19 protein-coding genes, 1 tRNA gene and 1 pseudogene are annotated in these 24,557 nt (G+C 32.9%); 11 read left to right on the top strand and 10 right to left on the bottom strand.

Annotation, left to right across the window (positions count from 1 at the left end):
* Positions 1-167 precede the first annotated feature (167 nt).
* From Q0856_RS02615 to Q0856_RS02605, 3 genes are read left to right on the top strand one after another with little or no spacing between them, the layout of a single operon-like run.
* Positions 168-470 carry an STAS domain-containing protein gene (locus tag Q0856_RS02615; protein ID WP_298502293.1) on the top strand — a complete coding sequence of 101 codons (303 nt, stop codon included), beginning with the start codon at positions 168-170 and terminating at the stop codon, positions 468-470.
* A complete protein-coding gene (locus tag Q0856_RS02610; RefSeq protein WP_298502290.1) occupies positions 457-1,710 on the top strand; it encodes a sugar isomerase in 1,254 nt (417 codons plus the stop codon). The genes Q0856_RS02615 and Q0856_RS02610 overlap by 14 nt, the downstream gene beginning before the upstream one ends.
* Before the next feature lie 29 nt (positions 1,711-1,739).
* Positions 1,740-2,978, top strand: coding sequence for a glycosyltransferase (locus Q0856_RS02605; protein WP_298502287.1), 1,239 nt, complete (start codon positions 1,740-1,742; stop codon positions 2,976-2,978).
* A gap of 40 nt (positions 2,979-3,018) precedes the next feature.
* On the opposite strand, the gene Q0856_RS02600 is transcribed toward Q0856_RS02605, so the two are convergent.
* The 3 genes from Q0856_RS02600 to Q0856_RS02590 are packed head-to-tail and all read right to left on the bottom strand — an operon-like array spanning position 3,019 to position 8,885.
* Positions 3,019-4,566, bottom strand: coding sequence for a glycoside hydrolase family 2 TIM barrel-domain containing protein (locus Q0856_RS02600; RefSeq protein WP_298502285.1), 1,548 nt, complete (start codon positions 4,564-4,566; stop codon positions 3,019-3,021).
* Positions 4,556-5,794, bottom strand: a complete 1,239-nt coding sequence (locus tag Q0856_RS02595) for a hypothetical protein (RefSeq protein ID WP_298502283.1) — start codon at positions 5,792-5,794, stop codon at positions 4,556-4,558. Before Q0856_RS02595 ends, Q0856_RS02600 begins: the two co-directional genes overlap by 11 nt.
* 1 nt (position 5,795) lies before the next feature.
* Complete coding sequence (locus tag Q0856_RS02590; RefSeq protein WP_298473832.1) at positions 5,796-8,885, bottom strand: hypothetical protein; 3,090 nt, start codon at positions 8,883-8,885, stop codon at positions 5,796-5,798.
* Positions 8,886-9,129: 244 nt separating this feature from the next.
* Here Q0856_RS02590 and Q0856_RS02585 point away from each other — a divergent pair, with 244 nt between their 5' ends.
* Positions 9,130-10,272 (top strand): response regulator, encoded by a 1,143-nt coding sequence (locus Q0856_RS02585; protein ID WP_298473830.1) that lies wholly within the window; start codon positions 9,130-9,132, stop codon positions 10,270-10,272.
* 368 nt (positions 10,273-10,640) lie between these two features.
* On the opposite strand, the gene Q0856_RS02580 is transcribed toward Q0856_RS02585, so the two are convergent.
* Positions 10,641-11,741, bottom strand: a complete 1,101-nt coding sequence (locus Q0856_RS02580) for a DUF4407 domain-containing protein (protein ID WP_298502281.1) — start codon at positions 11,739-11,741, stop codon at positions 10,641-10,643.
* Between the two features lie 102 nt (positions 11,742-11,843).
* Positions 11,844-13,232 carry a dipeptidase gene (locus tag Q0856_RS02575; RefSeq protein WP_298502278.1) on the bottom strand — a complete coding sequence of 463 codons (1,389 nt, stop codon included), beginning with the start codon at positions 13,230-13,232 and terminating at the stop codon, positions 11,844-11,846.
* 97 nt (positions 13,233-13,329) lie between these two features.
* On the opposite strand from Q0856_RS02575, the gene Q0856_RS02570 reads away from it, so the two are divergent.
* Positions 13,330-13,411, top strand: a tRNA-Leu gene (locus Q0856_RS02570).
* 1,082 nt (positions 13,412-14,493) lie between these two features.
* Here the strand turns inward: Q0856_RS02570 and Q0856_RS02565 are convergent.
* From Q0856_RS02565 to Q0856_RS02555, 3 genes and pseudogenes are all read right to left on the bottom strand, one after another.
* Positions 14,494-14,784: pseudogene (locus tag Q0856_RS02565) on the bottom strand (outer membrane beta-barrel protein); the annotation flags it as partial.
* Between the two features lie 78 nt (positions 14,785-14,862).
* A complete protein-coding gene (locus Q0856_RS02560; protein ID WP_298502275.1) occupies positions 14,863-15,618 on the bottom strand; it encodes a DJ-1/PfpI family protein in 756 nt (251 codons plus the stop codon).
* A 124-nt stretch (positions 15,619-15,742) separates the two neighbouring features.
* Positions 15,743-16,189, bottom strand: coding sequence for a cupin domain-containing protein (locus Q0856_RS02555; RefSeq protein WP_298502272.1), 447 nt, complete (start codon positions 16,187-16,189; stop codon positions 15,743-15,745).
* Positions 16,190-16,279: 90 nt separating this feature from the next.
* Here Q0856_RS02555 and Q0856_RS02550 point away from each other — a divergent pair, with 90 nt between their 5' ends.
* The 3 genes from Q0856_RS02550 to Q0856_RS02540 all read left to right on the top strand — a co-directional run bounded on the left by Q0856_RS02550 (position 16,280) and on the right by Q0856_RS02540 (position 18,869).
* Positions 16,280-17,734 carry a PLP-dependent aminotransferase family protein gene (locus tag Q0856_RS02550; protein WP_298502269.1) on the top strand — a complete coding sequence of 485 codons (1,455 nt, stop codon included), beginning with the start codon at positions 16,280-16,282 and terminating at the stop codon, positions 17,732-17,734.
* A 335-nt stretch (positions 17,735-18,069) separates the two neighbouring features.
* Positions 18,070-18,615: a winged helix DNA-binding protein gene (locus tag Q0856_RS02545; RefSeq protein WP_298502266.1), complete on the top strand. Its 546-nt coding sequence runs from the start codon at positions 18,070-18,072 to the stop codon at positions 18,613-18,615.
* Positions 18,616-18,665: 50 nt separating this feature from the next.
* A complete protein-coding gene (locus Q0856_RS02540) occupies positions 18,666-18,869 on the top strand; it encodes a hypothetical protein (RefSeq protein WP_298502263.1) in 204 nt (67 codons plus the stop codon).
* Between the two features lie 164 nt (positions 18,870-19,033).
* On the opposite strand, the gene Q0856_RS02535 is transcribed toward Q0856_RS02540, so the two are convergent.
* On the bottom strand, positions 19,034-19,162 hold the full coding sequence (locus tag Q0856_RS02535; protein WP_298473806.1) for a hypothetical protein: 129 nt from the start codon (positions 19,160-19,162) through the stop codon (positions 19,034-19,036).
* 454 nt (positions 19,163-19,616) lie between these two features.
* Positions 19,617-20,852 (bottom strand): glycosyltransferase N-terminal domain-containing protein, encoded by a 1,236-nt coding sequence (locus Q0856_RS02530; protein ID WP_298502260.1) that lies wholly within the window; start codon positions 20,850-20,852, stop codon positions 19,617-19,619.
* Positions 20,853-20,948: 96 nt separating this feature from the next.
* Between Q0856_RS02530 and Q0856_RS02525 the strand changes: the two genes are divergently transcribed.
* The 3 genes from Q0856_RS02525 (at position 20,949) to Q0856_RS02515 (ending at position 24,528) form a co-directional block, all read left to right on the top strand.
* Positions 20,949-22,097 (top strand): DegT/DnrJ/EryC1/StrS family aminotransferase, encoded by a 1,149-nt coding sequence (locus tag Q0856_RS02525; RefSeq protein ID WP_298502257.1) that lies wholly within the window; start codon positions 20,949-20,951, stop codon positions 22,095-22,097.
* Positions 22,098-22,151: 54 nt separating this feature from the next.
* Positions 22,152-23,168: a UDP-glucose 4-epimerase GalE gene (gene galE, locus Q0856_RS02520; RefSeq protein WP_298502256.1), complete on the top strand. Its 1,017-nt coding sequence runs from the start codon at positions 22,152-22,154 to the stop codon at positions 23,166-23,168.
* 85 nt (positions 23,169-23,253) lie between these two features.
* Positions 23,254-24,528: an amidohydrolase family protein gene (locus Q0856_RS02515; RefSeq protein ID WP_298502255.1), complete on the top strand. Its 1,275-nt coding sequence runs from the start codon at positions 23,254-23,256 to the stop codon at positions 24,526-24,528.
* Positions 24,529-24,557 lie beyond the last annotated feature (29 nt).

Raw genomic sequence — 24,557 nt, 5'->3', positions numbered from 1 at the left:
CAGATAAATTTTATTGAAGACATTGATTTGTGTAATGTGTTGAAAAACAGATATTTGCGTTGAATATTTATTAAAATAGGAAAAATACTACAATATTATAAGGAAATAACGTTATCTATATACTGCATAATGCAGATGACAAATATTAATCCCAAATAAGTTTTGCTATGGCAATAGAAATTAAAGAGAAGAATGGAATGTTCGAAGTTATAGGTAATATCTCTTCGCAGAATATGAATTCATTAAAGAACTATTTTGAAACTTTAATCCATTCTTCGGAGAAGATTATATTAAATATTGAAAATGTTAAGCATATAGATAAAAGTGGCGCTTTTATGTTAGAAAAGCTATATAGAAATGCTGCAAAAACAAACAAGGTTATCTCTATTATAGGTAGACAAAATAGGGAAATCATGAACATGATGACTACTACCAAAACACATTATATTTTAAGTAATGACCGCATTTAAACTAGTATTAAAAAAAGTAACCCCTGAACAATGGTTTATGGGTAGTGTTCTTCTCGTGAATGGAGGAAATTACTTGTATAATTTGTTTTTAGGAAGAATATTAGGACCAGCTGCTTTTGCAGAGGCTGCACTGTTGGTTACTCTATTGTTAGTTTTATCCTTTATGGGGATGACTTTTCAATTAGCAACGGCAAAATTTGCAGTTATTTTTTCAGGGGACGAATGGAATAATTTTAGAAATAAAATGTACAAACAGTCCAGTTATTTTGGACTTGCTGTGGGGCTTGTTATTTTGTTTTTCTCTAGGCAATTACAACAAATTTTTAATACAGAGAGTCATTGGATGTTTGTTGTATTTGCTATAGGTATACCTTGTTATTTTTTTATGAGTGTTAACCGCGGTACTTTTCAAGGGAAGTTACAATTTAACAAACTCTCTTTAACCTACCAAACCGAAATGTGGAGTAGGTTATTAATAACAATGGGATTATTATTTTTGGTTCCGCTTCAGCCAGGTATATTGGTTGCCTTAGGAATATTAATATCTTTTCTTTTTGGCTTATTTCCGTCAGATATTAAAGGAGTGTCTTTTAGAAAAGAGTCCGTTTTACAACCAGAAAATGCTAAAAGGGTTTCGCAGTTCATTTTATTAACGGCCTGTTACGAGTTAACCCAGATAATAATTAATAATAGTGATGTGCTTTTGGTGAAGCATTATTTTAATGCCTTAGATGCAGGATTGTATGCTTCTCTCGCATTAATAGGAAGAGTAGTGTACTTTGTAGCTTGGATGTTTGTAATGTTGTTATTACCGACAGTTGTACAAAGGCATAAAGATGGAAAACCTACGGCACCTGTTTTGTTTAAATATGTTTCTTACATAGGGTTATTGTCTACAGTAATTGTTTTAAGCTGTTATTTTTTTCCAGATTTAATAATTACTCTAATGTTTGGAGATGCTTATGTTTCTGTAGCTAGTCTCTTATGGCAATATGCGTTGGCTACATCATTATTTGCAATCTCTAACATATTTGCCTACTACTTTTTATCCTTGGATCATTATGTGCCAGTTGTGTTATCTGGAGTATTAGGAATGTCTCAAGTATTTCTTGTAGCATTTTTTCACGAAAACTTAGAAATGGTAGTACACATGCAAATTATAGCAATGTCTATACTCTTGGTGGTTCAACTATTATACTTTATCACTAAAAAAAATGTGCCATCTAAGGCAATAGAATAATCCAAATTTTTGACCCAAAACCTTAAATTATGAAATTAGCAATAGTAACCGCTTATCCCCCGAGTAAAGTAACTTTGACCGAGTATGGTTATCATTTAGTAAAACATTTTAGATTACAAGAACAAGTGTCCGAAATTGTTTTGATTACAGATAAAACCGTAGAAGATAAAGACTTAAATTTTGAAGAGAAAGGATGTAAGATAACTGTAAAAGAAGCTTGGGATTTTAATAGTTATACTAATCTCTTTAGAGTAAATAAGGCAATTTCGCAAACCAAACCAGATGCGGTATTATTTAATCTTCAGTTTTTAAAATTTGGAGATAAAAAAATCCCAGCAGCTTTAGGTTTAATGTTGCCACTATTATGTAAGTTAAAAGGAATTCCAACAATATCTTTACTGCATAATATTCTAGAACAAGTAGATTTGGAAAATGCCGGATTTACAAAAAACAGACTTTTACAGAAGGTGTATAATTTTATTGGAACAACCTTAACACGTTTTGTTTTGGCTTCTGATATAGTTGCAGTTACTATAAGTAAATATGTGTCTATTATAGAGAAAAAATATAAAGCTCGGAATATAGCCTTAATTCCGCATGGTTCTTTTGAAACACCACCGGAGCCAGAATACTCTTTGCCAGTTGGACCAAAACAGGTTATGGCATTTGGAAAATTTGGAACCTATAAAAAGGTAGAAATATTAATTGAAGCTGTAGAGCTAATACGAGCAAGGTGCTCTGAAGATATTGAAATTGTAATAGCGGGAACGGATAGCCCTAATACCCCAGGGTATTTAGATGAGATGAAAGAAAAATATAGTCATGTGCCACAAATACGTTTTACCGGTTATGTAGCAGAAGAAGATGTACCAATACTATTTGGGGAAAGTGCAGTTACTGTATTTCCGTACACTTCAACCACAGGAAGTTCTGGGGTGTTACACCAAGCGGGTAGTTATGGTAATGCTGTAGTGTTACCAGACTTAGGAGATTTAAGTGTTTTAGTACGGGAAGAAGGATATACCGGCGAGTTTTTTAACCCTTCTAATACAGCTTCTTTGGCAGATGCTATAGAAAAAATTATTACTCACGATGCGTATAGAATTCAATTAGGAAAAACAAATTATAAAGCCGCATGCTCTTTGCCAATGTCCGAGATAGCTAGAATGTATGTAGAGTATTTTAAAGCCATTAAAATTTCGAAAAAAGAGGGTTTTGAGCTCAATTTGCCCAAGAAAATAAGTGAGTTAGAGGAACAACATGTATAATAAATTAGGTTAGTTAAAATGAAAGGGAATAGCACTATAGTTATTCCCTTTTTTTATTTGCTAATTCATGATAAACAGGTTTTTTGTTTCCTAAAGAATCTAAACAACCAAAGAAGTGCTGCTTTTTTGTTTTCCAAGGTAGGCTTCCGGCAACAGAACTTGGTACTTTTTTAAAATCGTATAATGTCCAAAACATATATGGAATATTATCTTCTTTTAATATTTGTTGCATTTGTTTATAATAGGCCAATTGTCCTTGTTCGTCGGCACCTCTATACAAATTCCATAGGCCTTTATAAGAAGACATGCCGTATTCTTGTAAAACCTTTGGTTTAGTAGGTACTAACGCCCTTAGTTTATTATGAGCGAGTTTATAATCCTTAGGTTCTCGGTAATAATGATAAGAAACAAAATCTACCTTATCGGCAAGTTCAATACCAGCTTCTGGAGAAGACCAACCTATAGTAATAGGGTGGTTTTTATCCCATTTTTTAATATTATCAATCATTTGTTCTAGCCAACTCAATACACGCTGTTTACCTCTAGAATCAAAATCTAAATCGGGCTCATTTTTTATATCCCATCCTAATAATGCAGGATGGTCTTTCATGGCTTTAATAATACTTTCTGCGTGTCTATGTGTAAGTGTCCAGTTAGAAACATCATAATCCCCATAAAAGTCAAATAAAGTGATTAAAACTTCAAGGTTGTTCTCTTCTGCAGTATCTAAAAGGGTTTTTAATAATGCTAATTTTTTATAATCCACGCGGTTTTTTCCAAAGTCTTCATATTGTATAAATACACGTATGGTATTTAAACCCATTTCTTGAATAATTTTAAAATCTCGATTAATAATACTATCACTAAACTTCTTCCCAAAAGTATCCCATGGAGAGTCTTTAGGGTAGTAGTTTATACCTTTAATATTTTTTACTTTTGCAAGTTTTTTATCTATTGTACGCTTTACAATTTTTGCAGTATCTATAGGTGTAGGGATTTCTTTTAAGTGTCTTATTCGCCAAAAACCATCTTCTAAAAGCATCATTACTTGGTAACTGGTAGTGTCTTTTTCTTTTAGAATTAATTCTTCACCTTGATAAATTTCTTGATACTCTTCTACATTATAATCTTTAAATACAACCATGGTGCCATCAGCAGTATAGAAGTCTAAAGATGAATTATGATTTAGGGTGGTTCTTTTGTACCAATTATTATTTTTTTTATTTGCGTCTATGTGGTCGTACAAACGAACTCTTGCACTATCTGTATAAAAATCTTCAATACCATATGGGTCATTTTTTTTGTATGCAATGTTGCGTACATGCCAGGCATTCATATAGTCATTTGTAATTTCTCCAAGAGCTTGTATTTCCATAGGTCTTCCCGGATTTTCTGTATTAATCCATTCTAAACTTGGCTTGTACACATCTTCCATAGGAACCTCTAAGTGTAGCATAGAAGTTTTATCTGCACCAGTATTCATAAAGGCCCAGGCAGATCCTATACCAGAAATAATAAGCATATTAATGGCCAAGAAAGTGGCTATCAATATGGTACGGTAGAATACTTTGTTTAATTTAATTGCCATGTATGTTTTTTGTAAATTCTTTTTTAATTCCTGCAGCTTCTAATTTTAAAATATAATCTCCTTCAGGAAGATAATGCGCTCCTAAGAAAATATTACAAGATCCATTTTTAGTTGTTGTTTTATTAGTTTGTATAAAATTTCCTTTTGCGTCATAAATATCAAGTTTTATAAGTAAACCATCAGGAATAAGTTGTTTCATAAAACTTTCAAAAGGTCCTATATCAATATTTCTATTTCCTTGTGAAAAATGAACAGGGTAATCTTTTATTGCAGCATTAAAATCAAATTCTATAATATTACTTTCTGCGGCTCCTGTCACAAATCCTTGTATTTCCCATTTAGATGCTTTGTCCGGATGTAGTGTTCTTGCTTCTACAATGCCATTAAGCGTTGTGCCTATAGTATATAAATAAGAATCTTTTTCATTTTTTATAATGAAAGTCACTAGTGTACCATTACTTACAGTATTACCAAATTCATCTTTTATAATGTCAGAGGTAAATGTTATTATTTGATTGCCGTCTGCGTAATTATGAGCACTTTTGGCATTAATAGAAAAATCTGTTGCATTAGAAGGGAAAACTATAGTAGCAAGTTCTTTAGATGTGGTACCGTTACATTCTGATGTAACTAAAATTCTTCCAGATTTTGTTGTTGAACGTACATTATACCACGAAAAAAAACTTTGAGTGGTAATTTTTAGGTCACTAATATTTTCTTCAAACTGATATTTAACTGTAACCTCTGTACCATCATCTAATGGGTTGTCGTAAATATCTGTAGGAGATACGGTTAACATGGAATAGTCTATATAACCAGCAGTAATACTTCGTGGCCCAAAATAGGATTCTATATGTGTAGCCATTGGAGCATTTGTAGCAATGTTTATTTTTCCTTTTGAAGCCGTTTCTCCCTCATGTAATAATATCCAACGGCAAGGGCCAGCAAGCCTAGTGTAGTTTTTTGGAATTAAAAACTGGACTGAGTTATCATTGATTAATTCAGGTGTTAAAAGGGTATTTCCGTAAGCGTTTTTAACTTGTAATATTAGCCTTTCTGTTCCACTATCAGCTTTAAAAGTTAAAGAAATAGAATCGCCGGCAACATAGTTTTTTTGTTTAGTTTCTAAAACTACTTTAGGTAATACGTGTTTTTTTTGGGTCTTCTCTTTTTTGGAAGAACATCCAATAAGGAATAAACATAAAATTATAAAAAGTCTTAAATACATGTTATTTTGGGTTTCCTATATAACTATTCAGTTCAAATTTTATGTACTCGTAACCTTTTCCTTTAAACGGCTGACTTTGCTTAGGGCCATGAATAGTTTTTCTGTTTGGAAATATTTTTTCCGCAATTGCGGCATTTGGAAGACCATTTACAAAACAGTTTTTTAGACTACTATTAACAATCCTAAGGCTATCTAAATCCAAAGGTTTGTAGTTGAAAAATTGTTTTCGTTGAATACGAACACCTGAGGTCACAAACTTATGATCCACCCATAGGAGCTCATGGTCTTTATCATAATAAGAAATTATTAATTGCGGAATGGTGACTTCTTGTACCCCAGAATTAAATAATACACCGTTAAACCCTTGCTCTGTATATTCTAAATCTTGCAATGCTAAATGCTTGTACAAATCTGTGTTTGCAGTATTTCCTGCAGATTGCAAATTAAATTTAGTAGGTTGTTCCTCAAAACTAACAGGAGTAAACTCATCAGGATTAAAGGTAGGCGGTATTGTATCTTTTGTAGAAGACCAGGCAATACCTTCAAAATTAATTTTAAATGTTGTTGTTTCCTTTGGCATTAACTTATGCTTTATTTGATGCTTAGCATTGTAATTTGCTAGTTCTTTGTTTCGGTCATTGTAGAGCGTAGCCTTAATCACAATATCTGCAGGTGTATCGTCAACATTTTGAAGTTCACCTATTATACTATATTGTCCTTTGTATTGTACTAATTTTGCTGTAAGAATTTCTAATACAGGTTGTTTTAGAACATCTTCATGATAGGTTTCTTGTGTTGTGATTTTTCGTCTACCATGGTTGTAAAAAGTTGTGCCATTGGCTGTAAAGAGTTGATCAGGCGGGATGTCATTATCAACTTTAGAGGATTTTATATACCATTTATTTTTTCGTTTTACCAGTTCATGATAATCGTCGTTAAAAACATTTTCTAATGGCGTAATCCACATAGTTGCTACTTTAGCTTTTGCACTATTTTCGGTTACATCATAAATGTTAATATTTAGAGAATCTAATTTTGCATACGAACTTAATATACCATCGGTTACAGATACTTCTAACATATACTGCGCAATGTCAATATTTTGTTCGGGATCTAGATACGAATGGGCACGAGAAAATTCTTTAAAATCTAGTGCGTCATAGTAAGATTCGACTACGTTATTAGGAGATATTTGTTCTACGTTTTTAATATAAAATAGATACATACCATACCCTATGCATAGTAATACAATTAAGGACCACCAATGAGATATTGTTAAAAGTTTTGCTGGGAATTTATTATAGGGCAGTTCTAGTTTCATAAAAGAATGCACTTCTGTTTTTCTAGACTTTAATAAACGAACCCAAATCATTTGAATGTTAACGAAAATTGCTATCAATACGGTTGAGATAGGAATTATTCCCCACATTATTTTCATAATAGTAGGAACATCTTGTTTAGGCATAATTTGTGGAATTGGAGCCACATTTAATTTTTCCCAAACCATAATACCATTTTCTAGTTGCTGTAAACGTTGCCAACCACAATAATAGAGTATGGGATCGTAGAATTTATCATTAGAGAAAATATATTTTAAGTTATATTTTTCGGGTACGGTTAAGAATTGCTGTAAAGAGCCAATACCTTCTACACCTCTAAATTTAGAATTTTCTATCCGTTCAATAGCTCTTGTTGTTAGTTCGGGTAACCTACGAGCGGAATGATAATTGCCATCTACAGTCATCGCTTTAGTTTGCGCAGATAACCAAGCCATTTGATCCCCAAAACCTAAGGGCAAATAACGCCAAGAATCATGGGAATCGGCCCCAAGAAAGTTAACGATAGGAAGCATTTTAATTTGTGCTGGTTGTGAGGGTCTAAAATAACCTAAAGTCATAGTGAAAAGGACCATAAAAAGCATGCCTCCGGCAATTAATCCGCCCAAGACCCTATGGTAAACTCCTCCAAATTTAGATTGTATTAGGGTTTTTAAATCGCCTTCAACCATCCGGTAAGCAAATTCTGCAAATATAGGTAGAGCCATAATGGTGGCCCATAAAGTAAACCTATCTAGTGTAAGAATGTTAAAGGCAGTTTCGCCAAGCATTAAAAGTGGAACAGGGGTGGTTCCTCCTGTTCCTAAAATGGTTAATAGTGTAAAAGATAATCCAAAGAAAAGATATCTTTTGCTAAAATATCTATAAAAGAAATAGGGTAAAATAAATAGAAGTACACCCCATGGTATTAAGAAAAATACAAGTCCCGAAGAAGTTATTTCTAGGAAATTATCTCTTGATCCATGCGGAATTGCGACTTGGGTAATTGGGTTTCTTTTGGAGTTGTACCAATATGGAAAAATACAGAATACGAGTAAAAATATAGCTGTAAAACCAAACTTTGCTATGCGCCAAAAGTGTTGTAAAGTGGTGCTCCAAAATACTTTAAAGGAAAGTTTTTTATAAGAATCTACTTTCTCCCTAGCTGCATCCATTACCGTCATTCCCATTAACGGAGCAATAAAAAACACCATACCAAATAAGGGAGTTACATGATGTGAAGTAACTGTTACAGCAAGCATACTCGCAGATGTAATAAAATACCTTGTTTTACCAGTTTTAATCCACAGGTATATTTCTGTCATTGAATGCAGTAAAATGGATAAGGCAGATACACTTGGTAATTGCCCAAAAATATGTAGGGTTTCAACAAAAGTAGAAGAAAAGACGGCTAAGACAGCACCATACCCCGCAATTCTTCTGCTTCCTGTCATTAACAAGGTATATCGATAAGCTCCTGTAATAAATAAGACTATAGCGATTAGACCTACAGTGTACATTCCAAATTTTAATCCGCCAATATAAGAGAGTATACCAATTAACTGATGTACTAGCGGTGGATAAGACTGCACCGTAAAACCTGTGTACCATCTATATTCCCATGGATCAAACCAACTAGAGGCATAATGATCTGCAAAAAATAAATGAATTAATGCATCGTAGGTGTATTCTAAAGTAAAAAATATAGCGGAACCATGAAAAGCGAGACCAACTATTAAGGCAAGTATTAAGAGGGTATTGGTTTTTTTCTTCAAAATGTATTAAAAAATCTAATTCTGCATAAAGATATAAATAAAATATATGAGGTGAACATTACAATAAAAGAAGAATAGCTTACGTTCTAAGAAAGAAAAAACTTACAAATGAGTAATTTTTATGTTATTATTAAATGGTAAGTGAAAGATTTTTAACCTATTAAGAAATTTAAAAATTATAGTTAAGTAACCCAAATTTTAAGAGCTATTATTAAAATAGTTCATATCTAAAAAAAAAATATTTATGAAAATCCTCGCTATTGATGATCAACAACTAATATTACTTTCTCTTGAAAAGAGATTGTTAGAGTTAGGGTATGATATTAAAACTGCCGATTGTGGGTCGGATGGTAAGTCTTTATTTGAGTCTTTTAAGCCAGATTTAGTTATTGTAGATATAAACATGCCAGATATGTCTGGTTTAGAAGTTGTAAAGTTTATACGAATAGAGCAAAAATCTAAGACGCCAATAATGGTTATGTCTGGTAATACAGATGAAAACGTAATTATGGATGGTTTTGATCTGGGTATAGATGATTACATGAAAAAACCAGTAAGTCTTAATGAGGTTTCAGCAAGAGTAAAACGAATATTAGGAGATAATAAAATTTCTGTAAAAAATACGGAAGAGAGTTCTTCAAGAATGTTGCAAGAATACTGCGTAGGTGTAGTTATACCATGCTATAATGAAGAGGAAAGACTTTCTGGTGTGGAGTTTAAAGATTTTGCACATAGAAACCTTGGGTATCATTTGTGTTTTGTAAATGATGGTAGTACAGATAACACATTAGAAGTTTTACAGGAATTAAGAAAAGGACATGAAAATACGATTAGTATATATGACTGTGAAAAAAATGGAGGGAAGGCAGAAGCGGTAAGACAAGGAGTTTTACATTTAGCTAAAGATCCGCAGTTAGATTATATAGGCTATTTAGATGCAGATTTATCAACGGATTTTAGAGATTTTGATGATTTAGTTAAAACATTACAAAATTCAGACTTTAAAATTGTAAGTGGTTCTAGAATGAGCAGAATGGGGGCTAACATTACTAAGGAATCTGCTAGAAAGATTATTAGTATGACTATTAACCTTATTATTAGAACAATTCTTGGTATGCCATTTAATGATACCCAATGTGGTGCAAAAATCATGGATAAAGATATTATAGAGAATATGTTCACAAAGAAGTTTATAACCAGATGGTTGTTCGATGTAGAGATATTTATGCGCATGCGTAAGCATTACGGAAAGAAAAACGTACAAAGTTTAATATGTGAACAACCTTTAAAAAGATGGGTTCATGCAGATGGTTCTAAATTGTCTATGAAAGATTCTGTAAAAATAGTGGGGCAATTGGCTAAAATTGCTTTTCATTACAATACCTGACAGCGAGGTAATTAGTTGGTTTTGTAAAGTGCACTATGTCCATGACTATAAGTGCACTTTTCTTTAACTAAGTAAAATAACAGTTGAGAGGTAGTAAATGGTCATCTATCTAAAATTGATACTTAGCTTTTTAATAGTAGACTACTTTTGGAATAACCAAAAACCCAAACTATGGAAGCAAAGAAAAAAAAGAAGTATACAGGATTTATTTTAACGAACAAGGCAAAGAAAGTATATCAAATCTGTGATATTAAATTTTCAGACAAGGCAATTATACTAAGTACAATTTAATTTGAAAAAAAAGTATTAGTGGTAGTTCCCCCCAAATTTTACCAAGAGGACCTGTTTTATGTAAAAACAGGTCCTCTTTATATGTTTTTTATTTGCATATCCAAAAAAGCATCCGCCTGTTTTTTTAAAAGTTCTTGTGCTTTGTTCTTCTTATAAGCATATACCTCCTCTTCCTCTTTTATCTCAGAGTAGATTTTCTCGTTAAGAAAGGTACCAGTTTCTAATACATGGTTTTGTTGATTTACTTTATTAGCTATGCTCGTTTTAAGATTGCTTTCTTCCTCTTCTAATTTCCAATCATATTCTCCTTTTGGTGATAGTAATTTGGCGATTAAAGGAGAGGTTTCAATTGCCAAGAAAAGGAAAAAGATAAAAAAAGAAGGGAGCCAAGGTAATTTTTCTAAAGCATTGATTCTGGACATAAGTCCGTCGAAATTATCAATAATTGGTTGTGCGTTGTTAACATTGTTATTGTACTCTTTTTTTAGGGAGGCAATTTGGGTTTCTGTTTGGCTAATCTTTTGATTATTTTTTTCTTTTAATTGCTGTAATTCTGTTAAAGATGCATCGTGTTTTTCTCTTTTTTCTTTGTAAACGGGGCCTTTGCCTAAAAGTTTAGTTCCTGCAGTACCTTCGGCTTCAGAAATATAGATGTCATATAAAGTATTAGTTTCCATCTCTTTTAGGAGAATGTCGTTTTTTAGTTGTGTAATATTTTTCTCTAGCTCCATTATTTCTGGAGTATATTGTTGTAATATTTGTTGTTGGTTAGCAAGGGACAGTTCATTTTTTTGTTCTAATAATATCTGATTTATTTCTTTTTCAAATATTTTCATCTCTAAAGGTTTAGAAATAACAATAGCTATTATAACTGCTAGGATTATTCTGGGGATAGCTTGTACAATTTCTTTTTTAAAATCATCTCTTTTTCTAATAGTAGAAATAATGAATCGGTCTAGATTAAAAATTAAAAGCCCCCATATTAAACCAAAAAATATAGATATATAAATAGAATCAAATACCCTGTATAGGGCATAGCTGCTAGCAATGAAAGCCATTAGTGCAGTAAAGAAGACTGTAGCGCCAATACCCCCATATTTACTTTGTTCTCCTTTAGAACAAGTTTTTAAAATAGAAGTATCTGCCCCTGAACAGAGAATAAAAAATTGCTGTAGCATGATTTGATTGATTGATGAATCATATAAGACGTTAAGTGCAATAATTTGTTACAAAAAAAATAGCCTTCTAATTGAAGGCTATTTACTTTTAAGTCTATTTTTCTATGTAGATAGCTCAGTAAAGTATTTATAAAAATATGGTATTGTTTCTATACCTTTCAGGTAATTCCATATGCCAAAATGTTCGTTAGGCGAATGTATGGCGTCGCTATCTAATCCAAAGCCCATAAGGATTGTTTTGCTCTTTAACTCTTTCTCAAAAAGAGCTACAATAGGTATACTACCGCCACTACGTTGCGGAATTGGCTTTTTGCCAAAAGTAGTTTCATAGGCTTTTGAGGCAGCGCTATAGCCAATAGTATTAATAGGGGTAACATAGCCTTGACCACCATGGTGGGGAGTTACTTTAATGGTTACACCTTTTGGAGCAATATTCTCAAAGTGATTTTTAAAGAGTTCCGTAATTTCTTCCCAATCTTGGTTTGGTACTAAGCGCATGGAAATTTTTGCATAAGCTTTACTTGCAATAACAGTTTTTGCACCTTCGCCTATATAACCTCCCCAAATACCATTTACATCTAGTGTTGGTCTTATAGAATTTCTTTCATTAGTACTGTATCCTTTTTCGCCATAAACGGCATTAATATCTAATGCATTTTTGTAATCTTCCAGATTAAAAGGAGCTTTTGCCATTTCTGCGCGCTCTTCTGTAGATAGTTCTTCAACATTATCATAAAAGCCGGGAATGGTAATATGATTATTTTCATCATGCAAAGAAGCAATCATTTTAGTTAATATGTTAATTGGGTTAGCAACTGCACCGCCATATAAACCGGAATGTAAATCTCTATTGGGGCCAGTAACTTCTACTTCTACATAGCTAAGACCACGTAAACCTGTTGTAATAGAAGGGGTGTCATTGGCTATCATTCCAGTGTCCGAGATTAAAATAATGTCGTTCTTTAACTTCTCCTTATTATTCGCTACAAAAATCCCTAAATTATTACTACCAACTTCTTCTTCGCCTTCTATCATGAATTTTACGTTGCATGGTATCTGATTGGTTTTAACCATAAATTCTAATGCTTTTACATGCATATACATTTGCCCTTTGTCATCGCACGCACCACGTGCAAAAATAGCTCCTTCGGGGTGTTTTTCTGTTTTTTTTATGATAGGTTCGAATGGTGGGGAATCCCAAAGTTCAACTGGATCTGCGGGTTGTACATCATAGTGGCCGTATACCAAAACAGTTGGTAGATCTTTATCTATAATTTTTTCTCCGTAAACAATAGGGTACCCATCGGTTTCACAAATTTGCACTAAATCGCAACCAGCATCAAGCAAGTTTTCTTTGATTTTTTGCGCTGCTTGGATTACATTTTCGGAAAATGCAGGGTCAGCACTCACGGATGGCATTTTTAATAGATCAAAAAGCTCAGATATAAAACGTTCTTTATGGTCTGATATATAGGTTTTTATGTTTTGCATTGTATGTTTTAATTAGTCATGTTAAAAATACAAAAGAACTTTTTTAAAGATAGATTATTTTAAAATTGATTTTTTACTTTATATTTGCACTCCTTTTGCAGGCGTGGTGGAATTGGTAGACACGCTAGACTTAGGATCTAGTGCCGCGAGGTGTGAGAGTTCGAGTCTCTCCGCCTGTACTAAAAGCTCTCAAGAAATTGAGAGCTTTTTTCGTTTGTAATAAATTTTGAAAGTAAAATATCTGAAAGAGGGGAGAAGTTTATCCTGACTATTGTCTAAGGGGGTCTCTCCGTCTGTACAAAGTAAAAGCCTTTCAAGAAAAATTGGAAGGTTTTTTGTTTTGATGTTTTCTTCATAAGAATAGAACTTCTTTTAAAAATTATATTTCGTTCCCAGTTGAGCTCTTCATCTTGAGTTAAACAAGTCGGTTACATAAAGGTTAGTACCTTGAGGGATATTAAATTGGAATTGAGGCTCGTTGTTTTCAATTTCTCTAAAATTTAGTAAACTAAAACTAGAATTCACCACATTAGGCGCAAATACAAGTCGTCCCCAATCTTTATTTGTAAAATAACCCAGCGAAAGTTAATTAGTATTACCATTTTTAAGATTTGATTTTAGTTCTAAGGCAAGATTAGTGGCAATACTATTGTGTCTATAGTCCTGATTTACAAAATTTAAAAAAAGTACTATTCCGCTCTAGGTTATCCTCGTTGCTGCCAACGCAGTTGTTACGATGCGTTAGCTCCTGAATGTCAGAAAGATTGTAATCTAGTATGGTAAATAGTTTGGAGTTAGCAGTTTGTAGGTCTGCACTTTGAAAAAACTTAGGGTCATAGTTGTGTTCTTTTAGGAGTTTATCTCGAATAGCAGTAACATCTTTAATTGAGATATCTGATGAGGTACTTCCTGGAGCGTTTAAAACAAGGGTGTTTGATAGTGCTTGCTCAAAAATTTACGTAATAAAATATTTTGTTTTTAATTAAAGCCCCACCTACGATATTGCCAAACTGTACATCATAAAAAGATTGTACTTCTTCCTTTGTTGTGTTTTATTAACATTACAGGATAGAAAATAAAACATCAAATTTATAAATCAAAAAACTAAATTAAACCATTAAAACTACTTTTAAAAGCAGTGGTTAATATATTCTAAGAGGATAAGAAAAAAAATCTTTTGTAGTTTTTTATAAAGGCCCATAAACATAAAATTTATGAGCCTTTAAACGTCGTATGAAAAAACGTGAATATACTATTTAGACTATCCGTTAGATTTTATATTTTGATTACCTAATTTGTATGAAATACTTAGACTTGCTCTTCTACTATCCCAATTACCATTACCTCTAGAATATAATCCATTGAAATCGGAAAAACCACTCCATCCACTCTGGAAAAAAATATCGGAGACACTTAACTTTACATTCATTTTTTCTTTTAAGAATTTTCGTTGCAAACCTAAATTCAAGCTATATGTAGGTTCGTATAAAAAAACACCTTCCCAAATACCAGGTCCGTTAAAATATCCCGAGATTTCACCTGAAATTTCATAAGGTGATTTAAAATATTAATTAAACTTAGAGCTCTGGACTAGAACTTTTCATAGGACACTTTGTTGCCCCACAGTACTTTAGTTTTTCCAATTTTGAAGTCGGTCTAGATATAAATAATTTTCCACGAATTCTTTATGTTCAGAACTGGTCATTTTCTCCAATAAATTTAAGGCTGAAATATAACTTGCTAAATTTCCATTTGACGAACTGAATTTTCCGTCCTCAACAAAAGCTACCAAACTATCATTCTGTACTTTTAATTTCGGATAGTCTTTTTGTAGTTGTTCTCCACCACCAATATAAGTGACGATTTTATATCCATCTGCAATTCCAGATTTTCCGATTAATTGAGCTCCAGCACAATTACTCACAACATATTCAGTTTCTTTATTTTTTTCTTTTATAAAGTTTACTATTTTTTCGTTGTGAACTTGTGCATACATATCATAAGCACTTGGCACAAAAAGAGCTGTTAATTTTGGGCAATTCTCAAACGTAAAATCAGGTACAATTTTAATTCCTTCTTCAGTTGTGATTGGTTTTTCAGAATCTGCAATCGTGATTACGTTAAAAATTTGTTTTCCGCTTTCGGTGGGTTTAGCGAAAACATCGGAAGTTGCAATTACTTCGCTTTGTAAAACTCCGTTAAACATCAAAAGTCCGATTGTTGGTAATTCCGATTTGAATGGTTTCAGGTGTTTTGTTAGCGTATCCGAAGCTATTTCGATTTGATTTATGTTCTCTTTTTCGAGCTTATTTTTCGATTTTTCAGAGTTGCAACTTATCAGAATAGTTGCGAAAGTCATTATTGTTAAAACTATGTATTTTTTCATTTTGTTCTGTTTTTCTTGTTATGTGGCAACGGTTTAGCTCGTATGTTGGATTATTAGATGCCCTAAACGACAAACAAAAAATCAAATCCAATACCGAACCTTAAAAATAATTTTATGATTTAATTTATTCAGCCATTTCCATAGCCTTTTCGAGAATTACAAGATTTTTTGCACTTCTTGGATGTGTCACAATAGCCAGTACTCTCGTTATAGAATTACTACTTGGGTTAGTTCCAACTTCGTGTAATGCCATCAAGGGTTCATAAAATGTATCGCCAGGGTGAAGCGTTCTAAGGGGTTGACCTTCAACCTTGAATTCGTAAGTACCTTCCAAAACATAACCATATACGGGCCCCGGATGACGATGTGGCATAGATTCTGCTTTAGGCTGAAGAGTTACTTCAACCGTCGAAACACGTGCTGATTGGCCATCTATTTCTTCCTCGACATCTACCGCTGAGATGATTTTTGTGCTTGGCATTTTAGCCATAGTAGATTTCTTTTGGGCTTGAGCGGTTGAATTAAATGCTATAAATAGTACAATGACAAACAGAATGGTTGAATGTTTCATAAGATATTGTTTCTTTAAGAAGATTAATTTATTTGAAACAAAAATAATGTATATTTAACCTGTTAATATGGGGCAGAATGAATAATTTGAATGGGTCAGAATTCAATATATAATACTATTAAAATTGAAAGGGAAAGAGGGACACCTGTGTATCTGCAAATTGTCAATACCCTAATAAAAGAAATACAATCTGGTAGATTGCGACCAGGAACTAAAATGATGGGAATAAAGTCTTTGGCTACCTTGCTAAATGTTAATAAAAACACCATTGAAAAGGTTTATACGGAATTAGAATTGCAACAATGGATAAAACGTATTCCACGAAAAGGAACCTTTGTTTCTGAAAAATTGCCAGATTTCAAACCCAAAAACTGGAACAATCAGCGTGAAAGAACGGTTAAAAGAAGTAGTAAGAATTATTCCGAAAATTCAATATCCGTATTCACAACAAAAAGTAAAAAAGCATTAATTTTTGATGGAGGACTGCCCGATCATAGAATAATAGATAATCAAGCTATTGCAAGGGCTCATAGAAACGTTTTAAAAGCAGACCGTTATACAACCTTGTTTTCATATACCAATGCCTACGGCGATACAATGCTTCGTAAAGAATTGGTAAAACATTTAAACGATACGAGAGGAATACCCTGTGATGAGGAAAATATACTTATCACGAGAGGAAGTCAAATGGCTATTTTTTTAGGAATGAGAATTCTGCTTAAAAACAATGAAATTGCCATTGTTAGTAATCCTTGTTATTTTGGAACAACTAATGTTTTGGAATATATAGGAGCTAATGTGTTAACGGTTTCGGTAGATGAGGAAGGATTGGTTGTTGATGAAATAGAAGATATATGCAAAAAAAACAAAGTAAAGGTCATATATGTAACTTCTCATCACCACCATCCAACCACAGTAAGTTTAAGTCCGTCCAGAAGAATGAGTTTATTAAAATTGGCGGAAATTCATGGGTTTTATATCATAGAAGATGATTACAACTACGATTTTCACTACGATAATGCCCCTTTGTTACCGCTATCAAGCTTAGACGGTCTTACAAATACGATTTACACAGGCTCTTTTTCTAAAACTATTGGTCCTGGGTTACGAATAGGCTATTTGCTAGCAGATAAAAAAATAATAGAGAAAGCGGTTAAAATACGTGAAGTAATTGATTTTCAGGGAAATCCAATTATGGAAAGAGCAATGGGCGTTTTGTTACAACAAGGAGAAATTGATAGAATGCTTAGACGGTCAAGAAATATTTATATGCAACGTAGAGATTATTTATGTGAGATATTGAATACGCTTTTTTCTGAAGAGATTGATTTTAAAATACCCGAAGGGGGATTAGCCGTTTGGGCTAAGTTTAATGAATCTATTAATTTGATGGAAGTTTATGAGCGAGCTTTAGCTAAAAATCTCAATATAGTTTTAACTCCTTATTATGCACCATCGCACAATGCAACGCGTTTAGGTTTTGCTTCGCTTACTTTTTCTGAAATGGAGAAATATATGGGGGTTTTGAAAAGCGTATTGATTTAGTTTTTATGCGAAGTTTGGTTAAATGATACTTATTTTTTGAATTTCATGAAGATGTAGTTGTAACTGGTCTTCGACTTCATCAATATTTAGGAAAAATCCGTATGAATAGTGTAAATTCTTATTTTATCTCTTAAACAGAATTATCATTTGACTTTTATGACTTTATGCATATTGTTTTAAAAAGTATCGAATACTATATGTAAATAGTGCTTTTTTGAAACTTTTTTTTAGGGAACTTTTAGTCGTACACAATTTATTCGAACGTTATAGATTACGTAATATTTTAATAAGAATGAATCAGCTTACATTAAATAAAGTGAGTTTTTTTTGAATATATGAAACAACTTTCATATTTTTATGAAAGGCCTTTTATAAAAAACAATATGGATGTCTCTTTTGAACAATTTGGAAGATTAGTTGGTGCTTCTGCCTTTAGACGCATAAGTGAAAAATTATATGCTGAAGGGGATCGTGTTTATAAAGAATCGGGCATAGATTTTAAAACTGTTTGGTCCCCCGTTTATCATGCACTAGCATGTGCTGAAGACAAATTGACGATAAATGATATTGCCTTGCAAGTTGGTTTTACACATATTACCGTTAAAAATGTATTAAAAGAACTAAAAGAAAGAGAACTAGTTCATGTGGTAATTAATCCAGATGATGGTCGTTCTAAGTTGGTTGGGTTGTCGGATAAAGGAATTACACTTTTAGAGGAACTTAAACCTGTATGGAAAGAATATTCTAAAGCCCTAGATAGCATATACAATAATAAACATTTAGAAGTTATGGAGCTGTTCGACAGTATAGAATTGGAAATTGATAAAATGCCAATTATTGATAGAATGAGAATAAGTTCTGATAAGAATAAAGAGAGATAGTAGGTTAGTTGTTATATAGTGTAGTAGTAAAATCCAAAATTTTTTGTAAAGTGAGAAAAAAGATTACAATTGAATTATCGGTAAAACAAAGTAATTGGATAGATTCATTAATTCAGCAGAATAAAGAAGATAGTGTAGAAAGTTATATAAAGAATTTAATAGATAAGGATATCTCTTTAGATGATAAATGGATTAGTGTTTTTGAAGCTATAAAGAAAAGAGTAGAAAATAAAGAAGACCTTGAAGATTTTTAATTTGCCTTATATTATGTACTATCTGTTTGGTTTGTCTAATAGAAGTTTAGTGTGCTATATTATATAAAACAAAAGCTCCTTTTTTAAGGAGCTTTTTGGCTTGTCAAAATTAAATTTTAAACAATAAATAGGAAGTCAATTTGGGGAAATCAGCTCTTTTGTGGTTACAAAATACCAACGGACCAAAGAATAAGACATAATGCTACAGATATCAAAACACCTACTAAAGCGATTACGGTAATACCTAGGAATCCGTTCAGTAATTTTACACCGAATGTAATTTCCTGTTCCATAATATTATTTATTTATTACAATGTAAGATTTTAGTTTTGTATAACCTCAAAATTCATAGGGGATTTCGATTAAATACTTAATTTACAGTATTTTGTCTCGTTGAAATGCTTGTTTTTTCGTTAAAATGGTATTTTTGCGAAGCTAATCCATGATTTTAAAATTGAAATAAAAATCAATTATTTGCAATAATGTATTGGCTTAAGGTGTAGCAAACCTCGGTTTTAAAGTGTCACTTTTGGTGGTCTCTTTCTTTTTAATGGGGGTCGTTTTAGGAAAATAAGGAACAGGTTGTTGTTTTTTAGGAGCAGTCTTTAGAGAATCTGTAATGTTGTTTTGTTCTTGTTTTTGGGGTAAGCCTTTGCGGATGTCTTTTTTGCAAGAAAAAAAACAAAGTATTCCCAAAACCAGAACAATGAAAGTTTGGGGCAATTTCATATGTAATGGAATAGATTGTTATAATAAAGTACGGATGTAATCTAGTATTTGGATGCTAGCACCAGTATTATTCTGAACATAATTTTTGTTAATGGTACTGGTGGTTTTAAGAAAGTCAGAATCTTCAAGAAATTTATTCATTAGTTTTTCAAACTCAGACGTACTGCTAACGGGTAAAACTCCTTTTAATTTCACCAAATCTTCCGCTTCTTTAAATCCAGAAAAATTAGGGCCAATAATAACCGGAACACCAAAAACAGCAGGTTCCAAAGTATTGTGTAAACCAGTAGAGAAGCCCCCACCTACATAGGTTATTTCAGCGTAACTGTATATTTTGGTTAATAAACCAATGGTGTCTATTATTAGTACATCGTAATCCGCAATATTTTTATTTTGTATTTCGGAATAGCAAATAACTGCTTTGTTAATAGAGGTTTTTAATGCTAAAATATGATCAGCTTTAATGTTATGCGGAGCAATAATATATTTTACATTCCTGCTGCATTGATTAATGTATGGTGTAATTATTGCTTCATCTTCAGGCCAAGAACTACCTGTTATAAAACATTTAGAAGCCCCCTTAAAATTAGAAATGAAATCTAAAGAGTTGTCTCTTCTTAGAATTTCGGCAACCCTATCGAACCTTGTGTCTCCACTAATACTTACATTTTCATAGTTTATGGTGTCAAGTAATTCTTTGGAAGTATCATTTTGCACAAAAATATGCGTGAACTTAGAAAGTGTTTTGCGCATAAAACCGCCATAGGTTTTAAAATAAATATGTTCCTTTTTAAAAATAGCGGAGAGTAGTATTGTTGGTATTTTTCTTTTTTGAAGTTCTCTCAAATAATTAGGCCATACCTCGTACTTTACAAAAATTGCTAGCTCCGGTTGAACTGTATTTAAGAATTGTAATACATTTTTCTTAGTGTCTAGTGGTAAATAAGTTACAATGTCGCCCGCTGTTGTATTTTTTTTTACCTCATAGCCAGATGGGGAGAAGAAAGTTATTAAGATTTTATATTTAGGATAAATAGATTTTAGTTTTTCTATTACAGGTAGGCCTTGCTCAAATTCTCCAAGAGAAGCGACATGAATCCAAATAGTTTTGTCTAATGCAGATATGTTTTTCCTTAGTGCGGAAAAAACGTCTTTACGCCCCTTAACAAACAGAGAAATCTTAGGACTAAAAAGAGCTATTACTCTAAGTAATATAGCTGCAACTGATATTATAGTGTTATAGAAAAAATACACCTATTTTTGGTTTAATGCTAAAATACGTTTCTTTCTATAAAATCATTGGTTACGCTCCCTTAATTTTGTAATTTTACACACTTATATAAGAGCAAAATGAGAAAAATTCAGATGGTTGACCTTCAAGGGCAATACCAATCTCTTAAAGAGCAAGTAAATACTTCCATTACCCAAATTTTAGAATCTTCTACATATATTAATGGACCCCATGTGCATGCTTTCCAAAAAGAACTAGAAGATTATTTGGGGGTTAAACATGTAATTCCATGTGCTAATGGTACAGATGCTTTACAGATTGCCATGATGGGTTTAGGTTTAAAACCTGGAGATGAAGTTATAACCGCTGATTTTACTTTTGCAGCAACTGTTGAGGTTATTGGTTTATTACAATTAACGCCAGTTTTGGTAGATGTGGAGCTAGATACTTTTAATATAGATCCAGTGGCTATAGAAAAGGCGATTACACCTAAAACAAAAGCGATTGTTCCTGTACATTTGTTTGGACAATGTGCTAATATGGATGTTATACTAGATATAGCAAAAAAACATAACCTTTTTGTAATTGAAGATAATGCACAAGCAATTGGAGCGGATTATAAATTTAAAGATGGCAGTAAACAAAAAGCGGGGACAATAGGTCACGTAGGTTCTACTAGTTTCTTCCCGTCGAAAAATTTAGGATGTTATGGGGATGGGGGAGCAATCTTTACAAATGATGACGCCTTGGCTCATACCTTAAGAGGAATTGTAAATCATGGCATGTACGAGAGGTATCACCATGATGTTGTTGGTGTAAATTCTCGTTTAGATTCTATTCAGGCAGCGGTGTTAAGCGCAAAATTACCTAAGTTAAATCAGTACTGCACTAGTAGAAGAGTATCTGCTAGTAAATATTCAAAAGCTTTTGAGGGGCAGTCGAATATTGTTGTGCCTAAAATGGCTCAAACAAAAGGGAATGATTCCTATGATAATCATGTTTTTCATCAATATACATTAAGAATAACTAACGGAAAAAGAGATGCATTAGTAGAGCACCTTAGCGAAAAAGATATTCCTTGTGGTGTTTATTATCCTATTCCTTTACATAAGCAAAAGGCGTATGTAGATGAAAGATATTTGGAAGAGAATTTTCCTGTGACAAATCAACTGGTAGAAGAAGTTATTTCTTTGCCAATGCATACAGAGTTAGATGATGAGCAGATAACCTATATAACGAATACGCTTATCGATTTTGTTAACGGATAAAAAATATAGGTTTTACTATTGCAAATTCTAAACGTTACCATAAAATAAAAATAAATGAAAATACTAGTTACTGGAGGTCTTGGGTTTATCGGGTCACATACTGTAGTAGAATTACAAAATGAAGGTTATGAGGTTGTTATTATAGATGACTGTTCTAACTCTTCGGAAAAAGTTTTAGACGGAATTACTTCTATTTCGGGAAAAACACCATTGTTTGAAAAAATTGATCTGAAAGAGAGATCTAAAGTTGAAGATTTTTTTAAACGTCATGCAGACGTTCAAGGTGTTATTCATTTTGCAGCGTCTAAGGCGGTTGGAGAAAGTGTTGAGAAGCCATTACTTTATTATGAAAACAACATTGGAACACTAGTATATCTTTTAAAAGAATTAGCAGCTAAAAATAAGGCTAGTTTTATTTTTAGTTCTTCATGTACAGTATATGGACAAGCAGATAAAATGCCGATAACGGAAAGTGCTCCGGTAAAACAAGCGGAATCTCCTTATGGTAATACTAAGCAAATGGGAGAAGAAATAATTGCAGACACCTGTAAAGTAAATGCAAACCTTAATGCTATTGCATTGCGCTATTTTAATCCAATGGGAGCGCACCCAAGTGTGCAAATAGGGGAATTACCAATTGGAGTTCCACAAAATTTAGTGCCTTTTATTACGCAAACAGGAGCAGGGCTTCGTGAGGAATTGTCTGTTTTTGGGGATGATTATCCTACACCAGATGGCACATGTGTAAGAGATTATATATATGTAGTAGATTTGGCAAAAGCACATGTTTTAGCTCTAAAAAGATTACTAGAAGGTAAAAATACAGAGAACTACGAAGTATTTAATGTAGGTACGGGAAAAGGAAGTACTGTATTAGAGGTAATCCAAAGTTTTGAGAGAGTTTCTGGTAAAAAATTAAATTATAAAATAGTGGATAGAAGAGCAGGAGATATTACTTCCGCTTATGCAGATACTACAAAGGCTAATGAAGTGTTAGGTTGGAAGTCTCAATACTCCTTAGACGAAGCTATGAAATCGGCTTGGGACTGGGAAGAGAAAATAAGAAGTTAAGAACTTTGCTAAGTTTATAATAAAAAAGAAAGTCAGGGGAAATATTAGTATATTTCCCCTGACTAATTTTTATACCTTTTTTATTATGCGAAACATACTTCATATTTTTCTTTTATTATCTGTATATACAATTACGGCGCAAGACACCTATATTCAATGTGGAACAATTATAGATGTAGCTAATGGTAAATCTATTTTAGAAAAAACTATTGTTGTGTCGGGAGATAGGATTAAAACTATTGATAACGGATTTACATCGGGAACTAATGAAGATATTGTAATCGATTTAAAAACAAAAGTTGTTCTTCCTGGTTTTATAGATATGCATGTGCATATTGAGCAAGAGTCAGGGCCGAAAACGTATACCAAACGATTTACTGATAATGAGGCGGATGTTGCTTTTGAGTCTACTGTTTATGCTAAGAGAACATTAATGGCGGGATTTACTACGGTTAGAGATTTAGGAGGAACTGGAGTAAATATAGCTTTAAGAAATGCTATTGATAAGGGATTGGTTGTTGGACCAAGAATTTTTACTGCGGGTAAAGCAATTGCTACAACTGGAGGTCATGCGGACCCAACCAATGGGATGAAGAAGGAGCTAATGGGGAACCCTGGCCCTAAAGAAGGGGTGGTTAACTCTCCGGAAGATGGTAAAAAAGCAGTCAGACAAAGATATAAAGATGGTGCAGATGTTATAAAAATAACAGCTACTGGGGGAGTTCTTAGTGTGGCTAAAAGTGGTCATAATCCTCAATTTACAATAGAGGAAATAAAAGCAATTACGGAAACGGCAAAAGACTACGGTATGTTAACAGCTGCACATGCCCATGGTGATGAAGGAATGCAAAGAGCAATTCTTGGAGGGATAAAAACTATAGAACATGGAACCATGATGAGTGACGAAACCATGGAATTAATGAAGCAGTATAATACGTATTTGGTTCCAACGATAACTGCAGGGAAACAAGTAGCAGAAAAAGCTAAAATACAAGGTTTTTTTCCAGAAATTGTTGCGCAAAAAGCTGCAGCTATTGGTCCATTGATTCAAGATATGTTTAAGAGGGCATATAAAAAAGGAGTGCCAATTGCTTTTGGTACGGATGCAGGTGTTTTTCCGCATGGTCTTAATGCAAAAGAATTCGGGTATATGGTTGAAGTAGGAATGCCAATTAAAGAAGCGCTTAAATCAGCTACTATTACAAACGCTAAACTATTAGGGGTAGAGGATAAAATAGGGCAAATTAAGGAAGGGTTCGTTGCAGACATTATTGCGGTAGATAATAACCCCTTTAATGATATACATACTGTAGAAAAGGTTTCTTTTGTTATGAAAGAAGGCGTGGTTTATAAAAGGTAAAAGACTATTTGACTATTTGACTTTTGGGT

The sequence above is a fragment of the uncultured Maribacter sp. genome (assembly GCF_947496775.1).
Lineage (GTDB): Bacteria > Bacteroidota > Bacteroidia > Flavobacteriales > Flavobacteriaceae > Maribacter_B.
This window is presented reverse-complemented; position numbering and strand designations above follow the sequence as displayed.

What these genes read in the sequence shown, in the direction of transcription:
- Q0856_RS02615 (WP_298502293.1), top strand. Translation starts at nt 168, where the DNA reads ATGGCAATAGAAATTAAAGAGAAGAATGGAATGTTCGAAGTTATAGGT.
- Q0856_RS02610 (WP_298502290.1), top strand. Translation starts at nt 457, where the DNA reads ATGACCGCATTTAAACTAGTATTAAAAAAAGTAACCCCTGAACAATGG.
- Q0856_RS02605 (WP_298502287.1), top strand. Translation starts at nt 1,740, where the DNA reads ATGAAATTAGCAATAGTAACCGCTTATCCCCCGAGTAAAGTAACTTTG.
- Q0856_RS02600 (WP_298502285.1), bottom strand. Translation starts at nt 4,566, where the DNA reads ATGGCAATTAAATTAAACAAAGTATTCTACCGTACCATATTGATAGCC.
- Q0856_RS02595 (WP_298502283.1), bottom strand. Translation starts at nt 5,794, where the DNA reads ATGTATTTAAGACTTTTTATAATTTTATGTTTATTCCTTATTGGATGT.
- Q0856_RS02585 (WP_298473830.1), top strand. Translation starts at nt 9,130, where the DNA reads ATGAAAATCCTCGCTATTGATGATCAACAACTAATATTACTTTCTCTT.
- Q0856_RS02580 (WP_298502281.1), bottom strand. Translation starts at nt 11,741, where the DNA reads ATGCTACAGCAATTTTTTATTCTCTGTTCAGGGGCAGATACTTCTATT.
- Q0856_RS02575 (WP_298502278.1), bottom strand. Translation starts at nt 13,232, where the DNA reads ATGCAAAACATAAAAACCTATATATCAGACCATAAAGAACGTTTTATA.
- Q0856_RS02560 (WP_298502275.1), bottom strand. Translation starts at nt 15,618, where the DNA reads ATGAAAAAATACATAGTTTTAACAATAATGACTTTCGCAACTATTCTG.
- Q0856_RS02555 (WP_298502272.1), bottom strand. Translation starts at nt 16,189, where the DNA reads ATGAAACATTCAACCATTCTGTTTGTCATTGTACTATTTATAGCATTT.
- Q0856_RS02550 (WP_298502269.1), top strand. Translation starts at nt 16,280, where the DNA reads ATGGGTCAGAATTCAATATATAATACTATTAAAATTGAAAGGGAAAGA.
- Q0856_RS02545 (WP_298502266.1), top strand. Translation starts at nt 18,070, where the DNA reads ATGAAACAACTTTCATATTTTTATGAAAGGCCTTTTATAAAAAACAAT.
- Q0856_RS02535 (WP_298473806.1), bottom strand. Translation starts at nt 19,162, where the DNA reads ATGGAACAGGAAATTACATTCGGTGTAAAATTACTGAACGGATTCCTA.
- Q0856_RS02525 (WP_298502257.1), top strand. Translation starts at nt 20,949, where the DNA reads ATGAGAAAAATTCAGATGGTTGACCTTCAAGGGCAATACCAATCTCTT.
- galE (WP_298502256.1), top strand. Translation starts at nt 22,152, where the DNA reads ATGAAAATACTAGTTACTGGAGGTCTTGGGTTTATCGGGTCACATACT.
- Q0856_RS02515 (WP_298502255.1), top strand. Translation starts at nt 23,254, where the DNA reads ATGCGAAACATACTTCATATTTTTCTTTTATTATCTGTATATACAATT.